We start from the raw sequence: 18,589 nt of genomic DNA, 5'->3' as shown, positions 1-18,589 counted from the left end.
GCTAGTCTCTCAGCCGGAGCTCGTCCGTCTGCATCTGCAGCGAACCGAGCGTGGAGAGGAAGCTCATGCCGAGCAGGCTTTCTTCGAGCTGCCCGTCCTCCGCCACCATGGCGCGGATGCCTCTTCGCACGATCGGGCCGATGGCGACCTCTTCGAGGCGGACCGGCGCGGCCATCGCCCGGCCGTTGGCGGTCATGACGCTGACGGTGTAGTTCAGGTCCTGCGGGTCGATGCCGATGGCGCGGGCATCGTCATAGGAAAGCACGACGGTGCTGGCGCCGGTGTCGACGAGCATCGGCAGCGCCTTGCCCTCGATGCGGACATTGGTCTGGAAATGGCTGCCGCGCGTCTTGTGGATGATCACCTCGTTGCGGCCTTCGCTCGTCGTCACCACCACCGCGGTGCCGGGCAGCAGGCCCGCCACCATGCGGGCGCCGACATTGCGGGCGTCGTCGCGGTAGAGATAGGCGGCGACGAGGCCGAGCGCGATCAGGAGCCAGATGGCGATGTTGCGCAGCACCTGTCCGGCATTGCCGCGGCGGCCGGCGAGAATGCCGACGGAAAGCAGGCCGGCGATCGGCAGGAGATAGATGATCTGGCCGAAATCCTCGTTGGCGATCCCGAACGTCTGGCCGGTATCGTGGTTGAAGATGAGGAGTACGAGCCCGATGCCGAGGACGACGAGGATGATGGTGAGCGCGTTCATGCGTTATCCCGCTCCCGGGCCATGCGCCGGCGGCGCGTTTCGCGCCGGGGCCGGCGCTCCACCGTTTCGAGACGGGCGGGCAGGATTTCCATGAGTTCGCGGCGTTCCATGTCGGAATAGTCCATCCAGGCGGCGATTTCCTCGCGCGTGCGTCCGCAGCCGAAACAGTAGCCGGTCTTCATGTCGATGGAACAGACGAGGATGCAGGGCGAGATCATGAAGGAATATATCGAGATTCTAGGCGAGGAGGGCAAGACTGGCGAGCATCACGATCTCGCTTATCTGTTGTGTAGCGCCGATTGTATCGCCCGTATGGCCGCCGAGCTTTTTCCGGACGAGGCGGGTGAAGCCAAAACCGGCAGCCGCAGCGGCGATGAGCGACAGCAGCACCTTGGGCACGCCGAGGACAGGCACTGTGAGGACGATGGCCGCGGCAGTGCCGACGACGAGCGCCAGATTGCGGGCGCTTTCCTCCGGCAGGCCGGCGCTGGCCGCCACGCCGCCTTCCCGGGCGGAGGCAAGCGCATGCCAATGGGCGACCATGACGGCGCGGCTGAAGGCGGCGGTGCCGAGCAGGGCAAGGGCGGCGGCTGCAGGCTCGTAGCGGGCAAGGGCGGAAAGAGAGGCGGCCCGCAGCCCGAAGGAGAGAATGAGGGCCACGACGCCATAGCTGCCGATGCGGCTGTCCTTCATGATCGCAAGCGCATGCTCGCTGTCGTGCCCCCCGCCGAGCCCGTCTGCGGCATCCGCCAGGCCGTCCTCGTGCAGCGCGCCGGTAAGCAGCGTCATGAGCGCGAGCGCGATCAGGCTTGCCACCAGGGGATCGCCGGATTGCAGCAGGAGCATCAAAAGGGCGGGGACGAGCGCGATCATCAGACCGGCGACCGGAAAGGCCCGAACGGCACGCGAGATCGTGCCGTCATGGCCGCGGAAGAACCGGTCCGGCACCGGCAGGCGGCTTAAGAAACCCACCGAGCGGGCGAGGTCCGCAATGAATTCCGTCGCGTTTGGCAGTTGTCCCTCCGTGCTGACCCGACTATGAGAAGCGCACAGAAGCGCGATTTGCCGGGAAACACAAGTTTTCCGATCGAGAGACATAGAGAGACTTCAGATGAGCGTGAGCGGCCTGCCTTTCGACGATTTCCGTGTCCTGCTAGCCAACCTTCCGGGGCCGGATGCGCGGGCCCTGGTGGCGGCGCGCGAGCGCGACGCGCAGCTCACCAAGCCGCCGGGCGCGCTGGGGCGGCTGGAAGAGATCGCCTTCTGGCTCGCCGCCTGGACCGGAAGGGCGCCGGCCGTCAACCGGCCGCTCGTAGCGATCTTCGCCGGCAATCACGGCGTGACGCGGCACGGCATCACGCCTTATCCCTCCTCGGTGACACAGCAGATGGTGGAGAATTTCGCAGCCGGCGGGGCGGCGATCAACCAGATCTGCGTGACTCATGACCTGGGCTTGAAGATCTTCGACCTGGCGCTCGACTATCCGACCGGCGACATCGCGACGGAGGCGGCGCTCTCCGAACGCGACTGCGCCGCGACCATGGCCTTCGGCATGGAGGCGATCGCCGGCGGCACCGACCTTCTATGCATCGGCGAGATGGGGATCGGCAACACGACGGTCGCCGCGGCGATCAACCTCGCGCTCTACGGCGGCGAGGCGGAGGACTGGGTCGGCCCCGGCACCGGCTCGCACGGCGAGTTGCTGGAACGCAAGATTGCGGTCGTCAAGCAGGCGGTCGAATTCCACAAGGACCATCTGTCCGATCCGCTGGAAGTGCTGCGCCGCCTCGGCGGCCGTGAGGTCGCGGCGATCGCCGGCGCCATTCTCGCCGCCCGCGTGGAGAAAATTCCCGTCCTGCTCGACGGCTACGTGGTGACGGCCGCCGCTTCCATCCTCAAGGCGGCCAATCCGGCAGCCCTCGACCATTGCCTGATCGGCCATGTCTCCGGCGAGCCGGGGCATCTGCGCGCCATCGAGAAGCTCGGCAAGACGCCGCTTCTGGCGCTCGGGATGCGGCTCGGCGAAGGGACGGGTGCGGCGCTCGCGGCCGGCATCGTCAAGGCGGCGGCCGCCTGCCATTCCGGCATGGCGACCTTCGAGCAGGCGGGCGTCAGCAACAAGAGCTCCGAAACGAGCCACTGAGGTCCGGATGGAAAAGACGCCGCTCGACAGCGATATCGAAAGGGCGAGCGGCATCCGCCGGATCATCGCCGCGACACGCTATTCGATGCAGGGGCTTGCGAGGCTGTGGCGGGAGGAGGCATTCCGGCACGAGGTGATCGCCTTTGCGGCCGGGCTCGTCCTCTTTGCGATCGTCGGCGCCGAACCGGCCGATTACCTCGTCTATGTCATCCTGATGCTGGTGCTGTTTTCGGTGGAGGCGCTCAACACGGCGGTCGAGGAACTGGTCGACCGGATATCGCCGGAAATCTCGGCAGTCGGCCGGCACGCGAAGGATCTGGGTTCCTTCGCCGTCTTCTGCCTGCTCTGCGCAAACGGGTTTTTCGCGCTTTATGTGGTGGTGCGGAGCTTAGGCTTCTGGCACGTCTTGTAGACCGTATTTGGCGAAAACAGCCCGGACTTCGTCCTCAGTCGCAAATTCGCCGCGTTTCGCTTCGGCAAGAGCTTCTTTCAGATCAGCCTCTTCCTCCGGTGTCAGCTGATAGACAGGCCCATCTTCACCGATCAATCTCAGGAGAATACCGGCAATCTCGTCCTGCATTTCGGCAGGAAGTTCCCTGGCGGCTTCGATGGCGCGGTCGAGAAGTTTTGTCATGGGGGTATTGTGCACGAATCCATGCATTCACAAAAGGCCGGCCGCCTTCAAATCCTTACGCGAAGCTTCTCCGGCGGCGGTCGACGGCCGGTGCGTCGGCGACGGCCGGAACGGTTTGCAGCACGCGGGTCGCCGGCAGGATGGCGATCGCCTCGGTGCCTTCGCGCAGCTTCGAGCGCAGGATGAACTGGCCGTCGTGCTTGGCGAGGATCGCCTGCACGATCGGCAGGCCGAGGCCGGTGCCCTGTTCGGCGCTCTTGATGGCGATCGAGCCCTGGCCGAAGGCCGAAAGAACGACGGGGATTTCCTCCTCCGGAATGCCGGGGCCGTTGTCCTTGATCGCCACATATTGTCCGCCGCCGGCCGTCCAGCCCACTTTGACGGTGACTTCGCCGCCCTGCGGCGTGAACTTGACCGCATTGGAGAGGAGGTTCAGCAGCACCTGGCGCAAGGATTTCTCGTCGGCCCAGACCTGCGGCAGATGCTGTTCGAACTGTTCGCGGATGGCGATGTTCTTGCCGCTGGCGCGAAGCTGCACCATGCCGATGCAATCCTCCGCGACCTCCAGGAGCGACAGCGCCTCTTCGCTGAGGTCGTAACGGCCGGCCTCGATGCGTGACAGATCGAGGATCTCGTTGATGAGGTTGAGGAGGTGCTGGCCGGAGCGGTGGATATCGCCGGCATATTCCTTGTAGGTCGGGTTCGAAAGCGGGCCGAGCACCTCGGAATTCATCACTTCGGAAAAGCCGAGGATGGCGTTGAGGGGCGTGCGCAGCTCGTGCGACATGGAGGCGAGGAAGCGCGATTTGGCGAGGTTCGCCTCCTCGGCGCGGCGGCGCGCCTCGTCCGACATGGATTTCGCCACTTCCAGCTCGGCGATCAGGTCGTCCTTTTCCGACTGGTACGACATCAGCGTCAGGTTGGAGCGGTAGAGCCGGTCGGCGATATAGTGGAAGAAGACCACGGCGGTGGCGCACATGCCCGTCATGCCGATGTCGAGCACGTGCCGCGAAAGGACGGAGGTGGCAAGCAGTGCGGCGATCATCGGCAGGAAGCCGAAGAGGACGCCGAGACGCAGCATGAAGCTGCTCATCGCCGTGATCGAGATCGCGAAGAGCAGCACCGCGCCCTTGTAGAAATAATAGCCGTCGCCGGAGCAGGCGTTGCAGCTCTGGAGCGCGAATACCGCCCAGCCGCAGCCGACCAGGACCTGTGCGACGAGCAGCCGGTGACGCCATTTCCGGATGTCGACCGGGGTGATTTCCCTGCGGCTTGCGCGCCGCGCCAGGAGCACGTTGATCGCATGGAGGCTGAGCATCATCAGCGCCCAGCCGAAGAGGCTGGCATCGGGGTTCAGATAGACGCCGATCGCCGTCACCAGCACGATGAAGAGCGGCATGATGGACGCGCCCTGCAGCACGGCGTTGACATGCATGGTGAGCATGTCTCGATCGAAGAGTTCGTTGCCGTTGGCGCTGGATTGCAGCCGTTCCCGGGTGGCGCGAACGGCTTTCGACACAGCCTTGTTGCGATGGCTGCGCGAACGATCCACGATGATCTTGTCGGTCGAGGTGCTGACGCCGTTACTCATGGCTACTGGATTGCTTACCCGGGTGTTGAGAGACTAGGGGCAAAACCTTAAGAGAGTCCTGCCGGGAAAGGTTTTGTTTGCCATTTCCCTGAAGCTTCCGTTTTCCAATAAGGCCGGATTGTGGCGCGTATATTCAGGTTTGCTCGAGACGGCGTCGTTCTGGCCGCCTTCCTCATTCTTCTGGTGCTGATCGCCGTGAAGCTGGATCAGGCGGCCGACAGCGTGATACGGGGTCCATTCTACGCGATCGACGGCGATACGCTGTCGGCGGGCGGGGAACGGTTGCGGTTGCAGGGCATAGATGCACCGGAACTCGACCAGACCTGCGAGGACGACCGCGGCAGAAGCTGGGAATGCGGGAAGGAGGCGCGGCGGCTTTTGGCGCGCCTCACCGCCGACGCCCGGACCGAATGCCTCGGCCGCGACCGCGATCGTTATCGCCGGCTTCTGGTGCGCTGCCACGCGGGCACGGAAAACATCAATGCGGTCCTGGTGCGGCGGGGACTGGCGATCGCCTCCGGCCGCTATGCCGACGAACAGGTGGCGGCCCGGCGCGAGCGGCAGGGGCTCTGGGCCGGGCGCTTCGAAAGCCCTCAAGACTGGCGCGCCGGCCGCGGCATGACGGACGATCCGAACCTCGCGGACGCGTTCGTGGACTGGCTGAAACGGGCAATCGATTGGGAATGAGCATGGACCGGATTGGGAATCGCGAGGGAGAGATCAACGTGCTGAGGCAGGCGATCGCGGCCTGCCGTCTCTGTCGCGACGCGCCGGCGAAGGGCGAGGGCGACCGCCTGCCGCACGAACCGCGGCCGGTGGCGGTGCTTTCGAGAACCGCACGGGTGCTGATCGCCGGGCAGGCGCCTGGGCTGCGCGTCCATGAAAGCGGTCTTCCCTTCAACGATGCTTCCGGCAATCGCCTGCGCGACTGGATGGCCGTCTCCCGCGAGGAGTTCTACGATCCCGACCGCTTCGCCATCGTGCCGATGGGCCTCTGCTTTCCCGGCTATGACGAGAAGGGCGGCGACCTGCCGCCGAGGAGGGAATGTGCGCCGCTCTGGCGGGCAAGGGCGCTCGCCGCCATGCCGCAGATCGAGCTGGTTCTGGCCGTCGGCGCCTACGCGCATGCCTGGCATCTGGGCAGCCGCCGCAAGAAGGGCATGACGGAAACAGTCCGGAACTGGCGCGAACATTTCTTTGTGAACGAGGGGCCGCGCATTCTGCCGCTGCCGCATCCGAGCTGGCGAAATACCGGCTGGCTCAAGAAGAATTCCTGGTTCGAGGCGGATGTGCTGCCGGTGCTGCGCCAGAATGTGGATAGCTTGATCCGGAGAACAAATTTCGGTTAACTCCTATGAATTACGTGTATAACGAAAAATCATTTCGAAAGGACTGTTAATGGACCGCCTCGACCGCAAGATCCTGCGCATATTGCAGGAGGACTCCACTCTAGCCGTCGCGGATCTCGCGAAGAAGGTGGGCCTGTCCACCACGCCCTGCTGGCGGCGCATCCAGAAGATGGAGGAGGACGGGGTCATCCGCCGCCGGGTGGCGCTGCTCGACCCGGGCAAGGTCAATACCAAGGTCACGGTTTTCGTGTCGATCCGCACCGCCAGCCACTCGATCGAATGGCTGAAGCGCTTTTCGGAAGTGGTGGTGGATTTCCCGGAAGTGGTGGAGTTCTACCGCATGAGCGGCGACGTGGACTACCTGTTGCGCGTCGTCGTGCCCGATATCGGCGCCTATGACGCCTTCTACAAGCGGCTGATCGCCAAGATCGAGATCCGCGACGTCTCCTCCGCCTTCGCCATGGAGCAGATCAAATACACGACGGAACTGCCGCTCGACTACATGGTGCTCGACAACCAGAAGTCGGGGGAGGAATAAGTTACTGTAGATTTCGTCTGCCTACGCATTATATTGAGCTTAACGGAGGTTGGCTCATGCGAATGCTTGAGGAACTGCGCAAGAAAAAAGACGTGATCAAGACGATCGGCCCACGCGAACGCGTTGAAGCCCAAGCGAATGGCGTTTCGTCGTATTATGTCGATCACTCAGTGGGCGTAGGTATAGTGGAGGAAAAGCCTGATGGCACTAAGGTGCTCCACTCGTATCCCTTTGCGATGAAGCCCGGTTTGCATGCCGCCGAATAATCTTGTCCGGCCGGAATGCACTGTTCTGGCCGGGCCAAATGGCGCCGGCAAATCATCATTTTTCAAACATCTTTCCTTTCCAGGCAAATTCATCAATGCCGACGATGTGGCCGGTGAACTTAATCCGCGCGATCCCGAAGCCGCGTCGCTTCAAGCGGGCAGATTAGTTCTGAAAACTATTGAAAACGTCTTTTCCCGCCGAGTGGATTTCACTTACGAAACGACGTTGAGTAGCCACCAGTCGATCAACCTTCTAAAGCGCGCGAAGGAGGAAGGTTATCGCACGCTTCTGATTTTCATTGCGCTCAATTCAGCGGATTTGCATGTCGCACGCGTCCAGCAGCGTGTGCAGCAAGGCGGGCATAACATACCTGAGCCTATCATTCGCCGAAGATACGATCTTGCCTTTGAGAATTTGAAGAAGGCTTTTCTCTTCTGCGAAGCCATCGTCATTTATGACAACAGCAGCTCTGATGGATATCGCGAATTGCTGGAAATCGAAGACGGCAGGATTGTTGCCAATGGTTTGAACAGCCATGAACGGTTTGACCGCCGTATCGCTTCCTGCGTCGCGGCCGGTCTGAACACTCCGCTTGAAAGCGTTTTGTCCGCAGGCATCTAGCCCTTCAGCCGCGCCAGCACCTTTTCGCTCGAAAGCTCTCTGACCGCGTCCTTGCCGATCCAGCGGGCGGTCTTGTCCACGGAAGCGGCGAGCTTTTCCGAGAGCGCGAAGGCGGGGCGATGGCAGATGCGGCTGCGCTTGCCGATATTGCGGAGCGCCCAGTTGACGGCCTTTTTCACGAAATTGCGCGGATCGGCGGAATGCGCCTCGATCAGCGGCAGATAGGTGATGAAGGTCTCGTCCGGCTCCGTCTTCCGATGCACGGCGGCGCCGGCGATCATCGCAAACGCTGTGCGGCGGACGAATTCCCGCTCGTCCCGGGCGAATTCGGCGATCAGCTCCTGCCAGAACGGTGTCTCCGTGAAGAGGTCGGCGGCGGTGTCGACGATTTCCCAGGAGGCGAAATCCTCCGACCAGCCGCGTGCTTGGGCCGGCGTCAGGGCGGCGGGGTCGGCGGTATAGATCGCGAGCATGCGCGCCTCGCGGACGCCGGTGCGCCAGAGATCGAGCGCCCGTCCATGATCGCGCTTCACCAGGCGCGCGATCTTCTGCAGGTCCGGATTGGAAATGCCGAGCGCCGTTCCGGTGGCGATGCCGAAGCGAGCCATGCCGGCGACATTCTCCTCCGAGCGCAGCGTTTCGAGATGCGCGACGATCCCGGCGACATCGGAGGAAGGCCCGATCATCCGAACGGGCTCATCGTTTCTTGTCGAGCCGGGCGAGCAGCGAGGACGTATCCCAGCGGTTGCCGCCCATGGCCTGCACGTCGCCGTAGAACTGGTCGACGAGCGCGGTCAGCGGCAATTTTGCGCCGTTGCGGCGGGCCTCGGTGAGCACGATGTCGAGGTCCTTGCGCATCCAGTCGACCGCAAAGCCGAAATCGTATTTGCCGGCATTCATGGTCTTGTAGCGGTTCTCCATCTGCCAGGAGCCGGCGGCGCCCTTGGAGATCACCTCGATGACCTTTTCGATGTCGAGGCCGGACTGCTTGCCGAAATGGATCGCTTCCGCGAGCCCCTGGACGACGCCGGCGATGCAGATCTGGTTCATCATCTTGGTGAGCTGGCCGGCGCCTGCCGGACCCATGAGGCCGACCATGCGGGCATAGGCATCGATGACGGGCCGGGCCTTTTCGAAGGCTGCCGGATCGCCGCCGCACATGACGGTGAGCACGCCGTTTTCCGCGCCGGCCTGGCCGCCGGAGACCGGAGCATCGATGAAGCCGATATCCTTCGCCTTTGCGGCCGCTTCGAGCTCGCGGGCGACTTCGGCGCTCGCGGTCGTGTTGTCGATCAGGATCGAACCGGATTTCATGCCGGCGAGCACGCCCGTCTCCGTGACCGTCACCGAGCGGAGGTCGTCGTCATTGCCGACGCAGGTGAAGACGAAATCGGCGTCCTTCGCGGCTTCCGCGGGCGTGGCGCCGGTCCGGCCGCCATATTTCTTCGCCCATTCCGCAGCCTTGGATGCGGTGCGGTTATAGACGGTGACGTCATGGCCGCCCTTTTCCTTCAGATGCCCCGCCATGGGGAAACCCATGACCCCAAGACCGATGAATGCCACCTTCGCCATGCCGAACCTCCTGAATTTTGCTGGGTGAGGATTAGAGCAAAGCGGCCGGTGGGAAAAGCCGGGTTCGGTGAAAAGCGTCCATTTCCTGCCGGTAAGACGACGGCTACGGCTGTGGCGGCCCCGGAAGCGCATAGCGGCACTGCCGGATGGTTTCGCCGCGCGGGCGGGAAAAGCGCTCCACGATATCGAGCGGAACGAAGCCGAGCTTGGTGAGGACGCGGCCCGATGCGGGATTGTCGCTCGCATGTCCGGATTTCAGCATCGAGAGGCCGGCTTCCTCGAAGGCGAAGCGGACTACGGCATGCGCGGCCTCGAACGCATGGCCTTGCCCCCAGGCCGCCCGCTCGAACCAGTAACCGAGATCACCTTTCCCGCCGTTGATCCCGTCCACGTCGACGAGACCGGCCATGCGGCCGCCGATGTCCACGGCGAACCGGTAGGCCTCGCCTGCAAGCCATTCGCGTTCGTGATCGGCGAACCATTTTTCGGTCGCTTCGCGATCGGGCGGAAAGGAGGCCATGCGCAGCATGCGCGTGACCTCCCAATCGGACTGGATTTCGAACGCGCGATCGGCGTCCGCGCCGGAGGTCGGGCGCAGAACGAGGCGATTTGTTCTCATCAGTGCGCGGGAAGGAGGCATTGCTTCATCAGAACGGCTTGATGACGGCCAGCGCGACGACCAGCACGACGGAGACCAGGATGATCGGCATGCCGGCGCGCACGAAAGCCGGCGGATCGAGCTTCGGATCGGCCTCCATGCGGCGCATCCAGCCGCCCTGCATGCCATGCAGCGCCGATAAGAGGACCACCAGGAGCAGCTTGGCGTGCAGCCAGCCGTCGGAGAAGCCGATATAGCCGAAGATGAGCCACAGACCGAAGATCCAGGCGCCGGCGAGTGCGGCGGTGGTGACGGTGCGATCGTATTTGCGAAGCGCCGAGATCACGCCGACGCGGATCGCCGGCGGCACCATGCCGATGACGAAGGCGTTGATCAGCATGCCGCCGATCAGCAGGAAGTCGGAAAGGATATGCAGGGCCTTGATGACGAAATAAAGCATGTTCGAATCAACTCCAGATCATGGCTTCGGTGAAGCCGAGTTCGGCGAAATCCTGCTTACGCAGCGCCTGTTCGGCCGGATCGGCGAGAAAGAATTCGTCGAGCTGCGGCGGCAGGACGGACGTTCCCGACAGCATGGCGTGGACCTGGCCGCGGTGATGGATCTGGTGCTGGAAGAGGTGGAGAAGCACGCGGTCGGCGGTTTCCGCCTGCACATGGGTCGCACGCGGAATGCGGACTTCCTGGGTCAGCGTTCGGGCATCCAGGCCGCGACAGTGATCGATGAGGCGTCGGTCGGCCGCACGCTGCTCGCGTTCGAGGTCGGCGAAGATGGGGAAGGGGATTTCCGGATCGAAGGCTGCGGCGCCCAGACAGTCGCCTTCGAGCGCGCTGATATAGAGCCAGTCGACGGTCAGGATGTGGTTCAGCGTGTGGACGATCGACGGAAAGAAGCTGACGCGCGGTGCGGCGATCTCGGTCGGCGAAAGCCGGCCGCAGACCTTGAGAAGCCGGTGGTTGGCCCAGGCATTGTTGTAGGCCTGGGCGAGAAGATAGCGCTGCGGGGTCATCGAATCCTCCGTTGGGAGGAGGTTTAGCCCTTCAGCCGCGCGATGACCAGATGGCCGGGGCTTGGGTTGCCGTCCTGCATGCGCACGTTGATCTCGGAGATTTCGAGGATTTCGAAGCCGGTATCGGCAAGGCGGCTGCGGATATAGGCTTCCGAATGGATGAAGCGTTGGTGCGGACCGACGATATAGGGCCGCCCGTCGCCGTCGGAGAGGGTCTCGGACGAGAAGACGAAGATGCCGCCAGGCACCATGTTCTCCGCCGCACCGAAGAAAAGCGGCTCCAGCGCGCCGAGATAGGGCAGCACGTCGGTGGCGGTGACGAGGTCGAAGGGCTCGTCGTCATTGTCTTCGAGGAAATCCTCGGCTTCCGCTACGTAAAGCGTCTCGTAAAGATCCTTTTCGTGAGCGATTTCAACCATGTTCTCGGAAATGTCGATACCGGTTATGTCGTCGACCATGTCGCGCAGCGTGCCGCCGGTAAGCCCCGTGCCGCAGCCGAGATCGAGCATGCGCTTGAACGGACCGAGCTGCAACGCCTGCAGGCGCTGGCGCACCATGACCGGCACCGCATAGCCGAGCTGCTCGACGAGGATGTCCTCGAAACTTTCCGCATGCTGGTCGAAGAGGGTTTCCACATAGGCGTCCGGCGCCTTGGGCGGCGTTTCGCCGCGGCCGAGCGCGGCGATGCGGACGGCGGCGCCGCCGTGATCCTCCGGGTCGATCGCCAGCACTTCCTCATAGGCCTTCACGGCGGCGTCGATATCGCCCGCTTTTTCCAGCGAAAGCGCGCGGTTGTAGGCCTCGGCCAGCGCTTCCTCGTCGATCTTCTTCATCGGCTTGTCCTTCGTTTCGGGAGGGCTTTAAGCCGGTGGCCGTCGTTTGTCCATGCGGCGGAACGCGACGGGAACTCGCTCGTTGAAGGATAAACCAGCAAATGCCCCGGGAGGAACGAGCCATGGGCGGCGAGCAGAGGCCGAACGTGTTGGAGCAGAACGTCGAGCGGCGCGCGCCGTCGCTGCCGATCACCTCCGCCGAAAAGGCCAATATGATCATCCACTACTATCGCGGCGAGATCGGCCGGATGGCGAGCTGGCGCGACCGCATCGACCGTACCTCGAACTGGGCGATCACCATGGTGGCGGCGCTGCTGTCGGTTTCCCTTTCCACGCCGACATCGCATCACGGCGTGGTGCTCTTCGCCATTCTCCTGATTTCGCTGATGCTTCTGATCGAGGCGAGGCGCTACCGCTTCTTCGACGTCTATCGCGCCAGGGTGCGCAAGCTGGAACGGCATTACTTCGCGCAGGCGCTCGACCCGCAGGCCGACCTCAAGCCGGACTGGGCGGCGGGGATCGCCCGCAGTCTCCGCAATCCCTGTTTCTTGATCAGCTATCGCGAGGCATTGTTCCGGCGGGTGCGCCGCAACTACGTCTGGATGTACCTTATCCTGCTGCTCGCCTGGCTGCTTAAGATATCGACCCCCAAGCTGCTGCCTGACCAGCCGAAGGTGGACGTCGTTTTCTCCATCTCCGATGCCGTGAGCAATGCCGCGCTCGGTCCGCTGCCGGGGTGGAGCGTGGTTACGGTCGTTGCCGCCCTTTACTGTGCCGTCTTATACGCCGCCCTGCATCGCGAGCCCGACGAAGGCGAGTTCGCTCATGGCGAGGTGCATGTCTAACCGCCTCACAGCCCTAATGCAGGATGATCTCGCCCTTCACCGCACGCCATTCGCCGGCCGAGATCAGCTTGCGGTGGACATAGCGGACGGAATGTAGCGGGCCATCCAGCTTTTCCTGCCAGAACTTGAGAAAACCCTTCATCTCGGGGAAATCCGGGGCGAGGTCGTAATACTGCCAGACATAGCTCTGGAGCAGCAAGGGATGGTCGGGCAGGCGGTAGAAGATCTGGGCTGTCGTGAGGCCGTAGCCTTTCAGCATCATTTCCATGTCAGACATCAGCAGTTCCCATTCGTTGTTTCGAGTTGACGTCGTTGCGTCACCCCGATATGGGAGCATGCCACGCTTAACGGAAGCTTTACAATTGGCCTATAGAGGCATATTCGCGAATTTTTTCAGTGTGTTAGCAGCGTAATTGAACGAGTGCTGCTACCGCTTCAGATGCCGCGTCAAGCGGGCTTCCAGGAAGGCCCAGACGTGCCTCAGCGTCTCGACGATGGCGAGGTAGAAGATCGCCGCCCAGAGATAGGTCTGATAGTCGAAAGTGCGCGAGAAGGCGTAGCGCGTCTCGCCCATCAGGTCGTAGACCGTGACGATGGCGACGACCGCCGACCCCTTCATCATCAGCACGATCTCGTTGCCATAGGGGCGAAGCGCGACGATCAGCGCCTGCGGCAGGATGATCTTGCGGAAGGCGATACTTTTGGGAAGGCCGAGGGCTGCGGCACCCTCATGCTGGCCGCGCGGCACGCTCTCGATGGCGCCGCGCAGGATCTCCGCCTGATAGGCGGCGGTGTTGAGCACGAACGAGAACAGGCCGCAATACCAGGCATCGCGGAAGAACCACCAAAGGCCGACGGCTTCGAGCTGCGGCCGGAAACTGCCGAGCCCGTAATAGATCAGGAAGAGCTGGGCCAGTAGCGGCGTGCTGCGGAAGAGATAGACATAGGCGTAGGCGATGCCGTTCAGGACCCGGTTGCTCGACATGCGCGCGAAAGCGATCGGCACCGACAGGAGAGCGCCGAACACGACGGCAAGTCCGACGAGCGAGATCGTGACCCAGAGGCCGGACAGATAGCGCGGGCCGTAGCGCAGGAATTTGTCCTGGTCCCAACCGTCGATGACCATGCCGGCCAGCGCAATCGCCAGAAGAGCCCAGAGGGCAAGGACGGCGATGCCGGCGATCCTGGCGCCGGTGATGGTGCGCCGGGCGGCGGCCGGCGCCGGGCGCGGCGGAATGAGCTCGTTCACGGCGGTCATCGGCGGATCTCCGAGCGCCTGGCCCAGCGTTCGACGAAGCCGAGGCCGAAGGACGAGATCATGGCGAGCACCAGGTAGAGCAGGCAGGCGATGCCATAGAAGAAGAACGCCTCCTTGCTGACGCGCGCCGCAATGCCGGTCTGGCGCAGGATATCGGCAAGGCCGATGACCGAGACATAGGACGTGTCCTTGAGCAGGATCAGCCAGAGATTGGTGAGACCGGGCAGCGCGATGCGGACGAGCTGCGGCAGGACGATGAGCCGCATGGTGCGCCAGCGGTGGAGGCCGAGGGAGTCGCCCGCCTCGTACTGGCCGCGGGGGATTGCCCGGAAGGCGGAGAGCAGCACCTCGGAGGAATAGGACGAGAAGACGACGGCGAGCGCCGCCATGCCGGCGAGGAAGGCATTGATCTCGATCCGTCCCTCGTAGCCGAACCAGGCAAGCACCGACTGGATGAGGATCTGCAGGCCGTAATAGACGATGAAGAGGGTGAGCAGTTCCGGCAGGCCGCGGAAGATCGTCGTGTAGATGCCGGCCGCCAGCCTCAGCAGCTTTTCCTCCGACTGGGCGGCGAGCGCGATCAGGAAGCCGATGACGAGCCCGACCGGAAGCGTGGCGAGCGCCAGCGAGATGGTGACCTTGACGCCGAAGGCGATCTCGTCGCCCCAGCCGGCCTCGCCGCAGGAAACGAGCGTTCCGGAGCCGATCAGCGTAAAAAGGCCGACAGGACCGCAAAGCGGATCGAGCGCCGTGAAGAGGGCGGAAAAGAATCCGCTCATAAGGTCGGTTTCCCCTGCGGCTTCTGCCGTGCCGCTGATGTTATGTCGGTCTCATTAAAAAGAAAAACGGCGGAAGGGCAAGCCTCCCGCCGAGCCTTGGCGAGCGTCCGGCGCAATCAGTCGCCGTAGACGTCGAAATCGAAATACTTGTCGTTGATTTCCTTGTACTTGCCGTTGGCGCGGATCGCTGCGATGGCGTCGTTGAACTTCGCGACCAGCGCCGACTCGCCTTTGCGGATGGCAATCCCGAGGCCCGGCCCGTAAATCTCCGCATCGCCCGGCAGCGTGCCGAGGATCTTGCAGCAGGAGCCCGCATCGGACTTCACCCATTCCGAAAGCACGACGACGTCGTCGATGGCGGCGTCGACGCGGCCGTTGGCGATGTCGAGCTTGTATTCGTCGGCGGTCGGGTAAAGCTTCAGCTCGGAATCCGGCATGTGCTTCTCGGCATAGTTCGCATGCGAGGTGGAGCCTTGCGCGCCGATCGTCTTGCCCTTGAGAGCCTCCGGCGTGGCTTCCGTGATGGGAGAATCCTTCGGCACGGCGATCGCTGCCGGCGTGTTGTAGTATTTATTGGTGAAGTCGACCTGTTCCAGGCGCTCCGGCGTGATCGACATCGAGGCGACGATCGCGTCGAACTTCTTCGACTGCAGCGCGGGGATCATGCCGTCCCAATCGTTGGTGACGAAGGTGCAGGTGACTTTCATCTCTTCGCAGAGCGCCTTGGCGATATCGACGTCGAAGCCGGTGAGTTCGCCGTTGGCTTCGAGGTTGTTGAAGGGCGGATAGGCGCCTTCCGTGCCGATCACGAGTTTTTCCTGGGCTGCAGCCGAACCGGCAAAAAGCGACAATGCCGCAATCGAGGCGGCGGCAAAGAAGCGGGCGGAGATGTTCATGATGATCCTCTCTGTTGGCGACCCCCTGCGGCGTGTTCGTATTTATCTCGCCCACGGGGAAGAAGGGCGTTGCAGCCCCACCTCGGCTTTATAGATACCGGCCGGACGAAATTGCAACGGCATTTTACGTGCACGTCCGCACGGCCTGAACTGTTGGTGGACCGGCGGTGAAACATGAACGATGCATTCACGCGCGGTTCAGGTGGGCCGCGACACCCTCCGAGGGAACCATTCCGGCCGAATGCCGTTCAGCCGGCGCGTAAGTCCGCCTCCCGTTGGGCAATAAAGGACGCGCACGAAAGGGATGACACCCGTAAAGAGGAAATGTCCAATGTCCAGGAAATTCAGACTGTTCGCCAGCGTCGCAGCGCCGCTCGTTTCGCTGCCGCTGATGATTCAGCCGGCAAGCGCAGCCCCGCCGAAGCCCGCTATCGAGGCGGGCCGGATGCCGGGCCTGATCGAGGTCCAGCAACAGCTCATTCTGCCGGACGGTCAGGGAGGCGAAGGCGAGGGGCGTGAGCGTCGTCCCCGCCGCGAGCAAGGCGAGGGTCAGGGGCAAGGCGGCGGCGAACGCCAACAGCGCCGTCAGCAGGCGGATCAGGATCAGGGCGGCGGCGAACGCCCGCAGCGCCGCCAGCAGGCGGATCAGGATCAGGGTGGCGGCGAGCGTCCGCAGCGCCGCCAGCAGGCCGAGCAGGGTGAGGGCGGCGGCGAACGTCAGCAGCGCCGCCAGCAGGCGGATCAGGATCAGGGTGGCGGCGAGCGTCCGCAGCGCCGTCAGCAGGCCGAGCAGGGTGAGGGAGGCGCCGAACGTCTGTTGCGCCGTCAGCAGCAGACCGATCAGGAGCAAGGCGGCCGTGAGCGCGAACAGCGCCGTGAACGCCAGCGCGAACAGGCGGCCCCTGAGGCCGAACAGCCAGCCACCCGGGAAGCGGAACGCCCGCGTGAAGCCGCGCCGGAAGGCGGCGAACGCCAGCAGCGCCGCAACGCCCAGGAACGTCGTGAGGCTCCGGCCGAGAACCAGGCGGAAACCCCGGCGCAGCGGCCGCGCGCGGCCGACCGCGCTGCAACGCCGCAGACCGCCCCGGAAGCGCCCGCCCGCCGCAATGCCGAAGGTGAAGAGAGAAGCCGTGATACCGGCACGGCCCAGGATGACCGCAGGCGGCAGCCGCCGGCCGAAGGCCGGGCCACGCAGGATGGTGAGCGGCAGGGCGAAGAGCCTCGCAGGCGGGCGACGGAGGGCCAGGAGCCGCAGCCGGTTCCGGGGCAGCCGACGCGTGAGCAGGCGACCGAAGGTCGGCCCTCACGTGAACAGCAGACCCGCGAACAACAAACTCGCGAGCAGGCTCGTCCGCCGCGCACGCCGGAAGAGGTCGAACGCGCCCGCGAGGTCGCCCGCGACCCGGCTTCGGCCCGGGATGGCGAGCAGGTCGTGCTGCCGGTCGAGAATGGCGCCGCCGTGCTCGACAGCGCCAAGGAGGAGCCGTCGGCCCGTCTGACCGGCGACCGGGAGCGCCCGCGCCGCCAGCAGACGGAACAGGTCGAGCAGCAGCCGGCCGAGCGTCCGCGATCCGATGCGGAGGCCCAGGCGAACACCCGGCTTAGCCGCGAACAGCAGGAGCAGGTTCGCGCCATGATCGACGAGCGAGGCGAACGGCTCGACGGGCGTCCGCAATTCGACCGGCCGCGCGGCTGGGAATTCCGTGAGGAAGTCCGCCGCGACCGGGACCGGGATCGTGATCGTGACGGCGCCCGTACGATCATCTCGATCGACAACCAGACCTTCGTGCGTCACGACGACAGCCGCCGCTTCTATGTCGACGGCCGCGAGCCGGAATACGAACGCCTGCGCGACGGCCGGGTCCGCGAGATCGTCGTGCGCGACGACGGCACGCGCGTCGTCACCGTCCGCAACCGCTACGGCGAGATCGTCCAGCGCTCGCGCATCGTGGATGGCGGTGACGAATACGTCCTCTATTATGCTCCCGAGCTGATGGACGAGCGCCGCGACCGCGACTATGTCTGGCGCGATCCCGGCGCGGACCTGCCGCCGATGCGCCTCACTGTGCCGGTCGAGGACTACATCATCGACACGTCGAGCGAGCCGGACCGGGATTATTACGAGTTCCTCGAACAGCCGCCGGTCGAGCAGGTCGAGCGCGTCTACTCGCTGGACGAAGTGCGGTATTCCGCGCGCATTCGCGACAAGGTGCCGCGCATCGACCTCGATACGATCACCTTCGAGACCGGCAGCGCCGAAATCCCGATGGATCAGGCAAGATCGCTGCGCAAGGTGGCCGACGCGATCAACAAGGTGCTGGACGGCGATCCGTCCGAAACCTTCCTGATCGAAGGCCATACCGACGCCGTGGGCGGGGACGAGGACAACCTGATCCTGTCCGACGAAAGGGCGGAATCGGTCGCCCGCGTGCTGACGGACGCCTTCAACGTTCCGCCGGAAAACCTCGCGACGCAAGGCTATGGCGAACGTTACCTCAAGGTGCGCACCGACGGCCCGGAACAGGAAAACCGCCGCGTCACCGTCCGCCGCATCACGCCGCTGGTGAAGCCGGTCGCCTCGAAGCAGTAACGAATGCGAGCCCGCGAAAAAGTCAGCCGCCGGAGCAATCCGGCGGCTTTTCATGTTGAAATAGTGCGTAATATGCACTATTTCTGACGCGTCACGGGGTGGGTGATGCCGACAGTTGTAAAACTCGGGAATCTGAAGATTCAGATTTTTGCCGATGATCACCATCCGCCCCATTTCCATATCGTCACCCCGATCATGAAGCCCTGGTGCGGCTTGCCGATTTGGAAATCCTTGCAGGTTCGATCGACCGACGCAGTTTCGGGATCGCCATGACCTGGGTGATGGAGAATAGAAAGGTGCTGGAAGATGCCTCGCAACGCCTCAATGAAAGATAATGAGGT

General features: G+C 63.8%; 25 protein-coding genes. 10 read left to right on the top strand and 15 right to left on the bottom strand.

Annotated features, from left to right (window positions below):
* Nucleotide 1: 1 nt before the first annotated feature.
* Genes ACMGE0_RS18650 through ACMGE0_RS18640 form a run of 3 tightly spaced genes read right to left on the bottom strand, consistent with a single transcriptional unit; the run spans nucleotide 2 to nucleotide 1,720 of the window.
* The gene (locus tag ACMGE0_RS18650; protein WP_436817363.1) at nucleotides 2-706 is read right to left on the bottom strand and encodes a TIGR02281 family clan AA aspartic protease; all 705 of its coding nucleotides are present in this window, start codon (nucleotides 704-706) and stop codon (nucleotides 2-4) included.
* Entirely contained in the window at nucleotides 703-924 is a 222-nt protein-coding gene (locus ACMGE0_RS18645) for a DUF1289 domain-containing protein (protein WP_436817362.1), read from the bottom strand. The genes ACMGE0_RS18650 and ACMGE0_RS18645 overlap by 4 nt, the downstream gene beginning before the upstream one ends.
* Nucleotides 925-943: 19 nt before the next feature.
* A complete protein-coding gene (locus ACMGE0_RS18640; RefSeq protein WP_436817392.1) occupies nucleotides 944-1,720 on the bottom strand; it encodes an adenosylcobinamide-GDP ribazoletransferase in 777 nt (258 codons plus the stop codon).
* A gap of 97 nt (nucleotides 1,721-1,817) precedes the next feature.
* On the opposite strand from ACMGE0_RS18640, the gene cobT reads away from it, so the two are divergent.
* Nucleotides 1,818-2,849 (top strand): nicotinate-nucleotide--dimethylbenzimidazole phosphoribosyltransferase, encoded by a 1,032-nt coding sequence (cobT, locus tag ACMGE0_RS18635; RefSeq protein WP_436817361.1) that lies wholly within the window; start codon nucleotides 1,818-1,820, stop codon nucleotides 2,847-2,849.
* Between the two features lie 7 nt (nucleotides 2,850-2,856).
* Complete coding sequence (locus ACMGE0_RS18630; protein ID WP_436817360.1) at nucleotides 2,857-3,261, top strand: diacylglycerol kinase; 405 nt, start codon at nucleotides 2,857-2,859, stop codon at nucleotides 3,259-3,261.
* Here ACMGE0_RS18630 and ACMGE0_RS18625 read toward each other — a convergent pair.
* Both ACMGE0_RS18625 and ACMGE0_RS18620 read right to left on the bottom strand, forming a co-directional pair.
* Nucleotides 3,238-3,483, bottom strand: coding sequence for a hypothetical protein (locus ACMGE0_RS18625; RefSeq protein ID WP_436817359.1), 246 nt, complete (start codon nucleotides 3,481-3,483; stop codon nucleotides 3,238-3,240). The two genes, ACMGE0_RS18630 and ACMGE0_RS18625, sit on opposite strands and share 24 nt — an antisense overlap.
* A gap of 55 nt (nucleotides 3,484-3,538) precedes the next feature.
* A complete protein-coding gene (locus ACMGE0_RS18620) occupies nucleotides 3,539-5,074 on the bottom strand; it encodes a sensor histidine kinase (RefSeq protein WP_436817358.1) in 1,536 nt (511 codons plus the stop codon).
* Nucleotides 5,075-5,194: 120 nt separating this feature from the next.
* Between ACMGE0_RS18620 and ACMGE0_RS18615 the strand changes: the two genes are divergently transcribed.
* From ACMGE0_RS18615 to ACMGE0_RS18595, 5 genes are read left to right on the top strand one after another with little or no spacing between them, the layout of a single operon-like run.
* A complete protein-coding gene (locus tag ACMGE0_RS18615; protein ID WP_436817357.1) occupies nucleotides 5,195-5,761 on the top strand; it encodes a thermonuclease family protein in 567 nt (188 codons plus the stop codon).
* Between the two features lie 2 nt (nucleotides 5,762-5,763).
* On the top strand, nucleotides 5,764-6,423 hold the full coding sequence (locus tag ACMGE0_RS18610) for a uracil-DNA glycosylase family protein (RefSeq protein ID WP_436817356.1): 660 nt from the start codon (nucleotides 5,764-5,766) through the stop codon (nucleotides 6,421-6,423).
* A gap of 49 nt (nucleotides 6,424-6,472) precedes the next feature.
* Nucleotides 6,473-6,961, top strand: a complete 489-nt coding sequence (locus ACMGE0_RS18605) for an Lrp/AsnC family transcriptional regulator (RefSeq protein WP_085424292.1) — start codon at nucleotides 6,473-6,475, stop codon at nucleotides 6,959-6,961.
* 56 nt (nucleotides 6,962-7,017) lie between these two features.
* Entirely contained in the window at nucleotides 7,018-7,227 is a 210-nt protein-coding gene (locus ACMGE0_RS18600; RefSeq protein WP_436817355.1) for a hypothetical protein, read from the top strand.
* Nucleotides 7,214-7,849 carry an ATPase gene (locus tag ACMGE0_RS18595; protein WP_436817354.1) on the top strand — a complete coding sequence of 212 codons (636 nt, stop codon included), beginning with the start codon at nucleotides 7,214-7,216 and terminating at the stop codon, nucleotides 7,847-7,849. The genes ACMGE0_RS18600 and ACMGE0_RS18595 overlap by 14 nt, the downstream gene beginning before the upstream one ends.
* Here the strand turns inward: ACMGE0_RS18595 and ACMGE0_RS18590 are convergent.
* Genes ACMGE0_RS18590 through ACMGE0_RS18565 form a run of 6 tightly spaced genes read right to left on the bottom strand, consistent with a single transcriptional unit; the run spans nucleotide 7,846 to nucleotide 11,880 of the window.
* A complete protein-coding gene (locus tag ACMGE0_RS18590) occupies nucleotides 7,846-8,535 on the bottom strand; it encodes a DNA alkylation repair protein (RefSeq protein ID WP_436817353.1) in 690 nt (229 codons plus the stop codon). The two genes, ACMGE0_RS18595 and ACMGE0_RS18590, sit on opposite strands and share 4 nt — an antisense overlap.
* 10 nt (nucleotides 8,536-8,545) lie before the next feature.
* Nucleotides 8,546-9,553, bottom strand: coding sequence for an NAD(P)-dependent oxidoreductase (locus ACMGE0_RS18585; RefSeq protein WP_436817352.1), 1,008 nt, complete (start codon nucleotides 9,551-9,553; stop codon nucleotides 8,546-8,548).
* Nucleotides 9,525-10,040, bottom strand: coding sequence for a GNAT family N-acetyltransferase (locus ACMGE0_RS18580; protein ID WP_436817351.1), 516 nt, complete (start codon nucleotides 10,038-10,040; stop codon nucleotides 9,525-9,527). Before ACMGE0_RS18580 ends, ACMGE0_RS18585 begins: the two co-directional genes overlap by 29 nt.
* Nucleotides 10,041-10,068: 28 nt before the next feature.
* Nucleotides 10,069-10,479 (bottom strand): HemJ family protein, encoded by a 411-nt coding sequence (locus ACMGE0_RS18575; protein ID WP_436817350.1) that lies wholly within the window; start codon nucleotides 10,477-10,479, stop codon nucleotides 10,069-10,071.
* Between the two features lie 7 nt (nucleotides 10,480-10,486).
* The gene (locus ACMGE0_RS18570; protein ID WP_436817349.1) at nucleotides 10,487-11,047 is read right to left on the bottom strand and encodes a DinB family protein; all 561 of its coding nucleotides are present in this window, start codon (nucleotides 11,045-11,047) and stop codon (nucleotides 10,487-10,489) included.
* A 23-nt stretch (nucleotides 11,048-11,070) separates the two neighbouring features.
* On the bottom strand, nucleotides 11,071-11,880 hold the full coding sequence (locus ACMGE0_RS18565) for a class I SAM-dependent methyltransferase (protein ID WP_436817348.1): 810 nt from the start codon (nucleotides 11,878-11,880) through the stop codon (nucleotides 11,071-11,073).
* A gap of 122 nt (nucleotides 11,881-12,002) precedes the next feature.
* On the opposite strand from ACMGE0_RS18565, the gene ACMGE0_RS18560 reads away from it, so the two are divergent.
* Nucleotides 12,003-12,725 (top strand): DUF2270 domain-containing protein, encoded by a 723-nt coding sequence (locus ACMGE0_RS18560; RefSeq protein WP_436817391.1) that lies wholly within the window; start codon nucleotides 12,003-12,005, stop codon nucleotides 12,723-12,725.
* Nucleotides 12,726-12,738: 13 nt separating this feature from the next.
* Here ACMGE0_RS18560 and ACMGE0_RS18555 read toward each other — a convergent pair whose 3' ends face one another.
* From ACMGE0_RS18555 to ACMGE0_RS18540, 4 genes are all read right to left on the bottom strand, one after another.
* A complete protein-coding gene (locus ACMGE0_RS18555; protein WP_436817390.1) occupies nucleotides 12,739-13,005 on the bottom strand; it encodes an usg protein in 267 nt (88 codons plus the stop codon).
* 147 nt (nucleotides 13,006-13,152) lie between these two features.
* Complete coding sequence (locus ACMGE0_RS18550; protein ID WP_436817347.1) at nucleotides 13,153-13,983, bottom strand: ABC transporter permease; 831 nt, start codon at nucleotides 13,981-13,983, stop codon at nucleotides 13,153-13,155.
* Nucleotides 13,980-14,762, bottom strand: coding sequence for an ABC transporter permease (locus ACMGE0_RS18545; RefSeq protein WP_436817346.1), 783 nt, complete (start codon nucleotides 14,760-14,762; stop codon nucleotides 13,980-13,982). The genes ACMGE0_RS18550 and ACMGE0_RS18545 overlap by 4 nt, the downstream gene beginning before the upstream one ends.
* Before the next feature lie 116 nt (nucleotides 14,763-14,878).
* Nucleotides 14,879-15,658 carry an ABC transporter substrate-binding protein gene (locus ACMGE0_RS18540; protein WP_436817345.1) on the bottom strand — a complete coding sequence of 260 codons (780 nt, stop codon included), beginning with the start codon at nucleotides 15,656-15,658 and terminating at the stop codon, nucleotides 14,879-14,881.
* A 331-nt stretch (nucleotides 15,659-15,989) separates the two neighbouring features.
* Between ACMGE0_RS18540 and ACMGE0_RS18535 the strand changes: the two genes are divergently transcribed.
* Nucleotides 15,990-18,248 (top strand): OmpA family protein, encoded by a 2,259-nt coding sequence (locus tag ACMGE0_RS18535; RefSeq protein ID WP_436817344.1) that lies wholly within the window; start codon nucleotides 15,990-15,992, stop codon nucleotides 18,246-18,248.
* A gap of 206 nt (nucleotides 18,249-18,454) precedes the next feature.
* Nucleotides 18,455-18,583 (top strand): hypothetical protein, encoded by a 129-nt coding sequence (locus ACMGE0_RS18530; protein WP_436817343.1) that lies wholly within the window; start codon nucleotides 18,455-18,457, stop codon nucleotides 18,581-18,583.
* The last annotated feature ends 6 nt before the right edge of the window (nucleotides 18,584-18,589 follow it).

Source organism: Neorhizobium descurainiae, from assembly GCF_051400715.1.
In the GTDB taxonomy this organism is placed as follows: domain Bacteria; phylum Pseudomonadota; class Alphaproteobacteria; order Rhizobiales; family Rhizobiaceae; genus Neorhizobium.
This window is presented reverse-complemented; position numbering and strand designations above follow the sequence as displayed.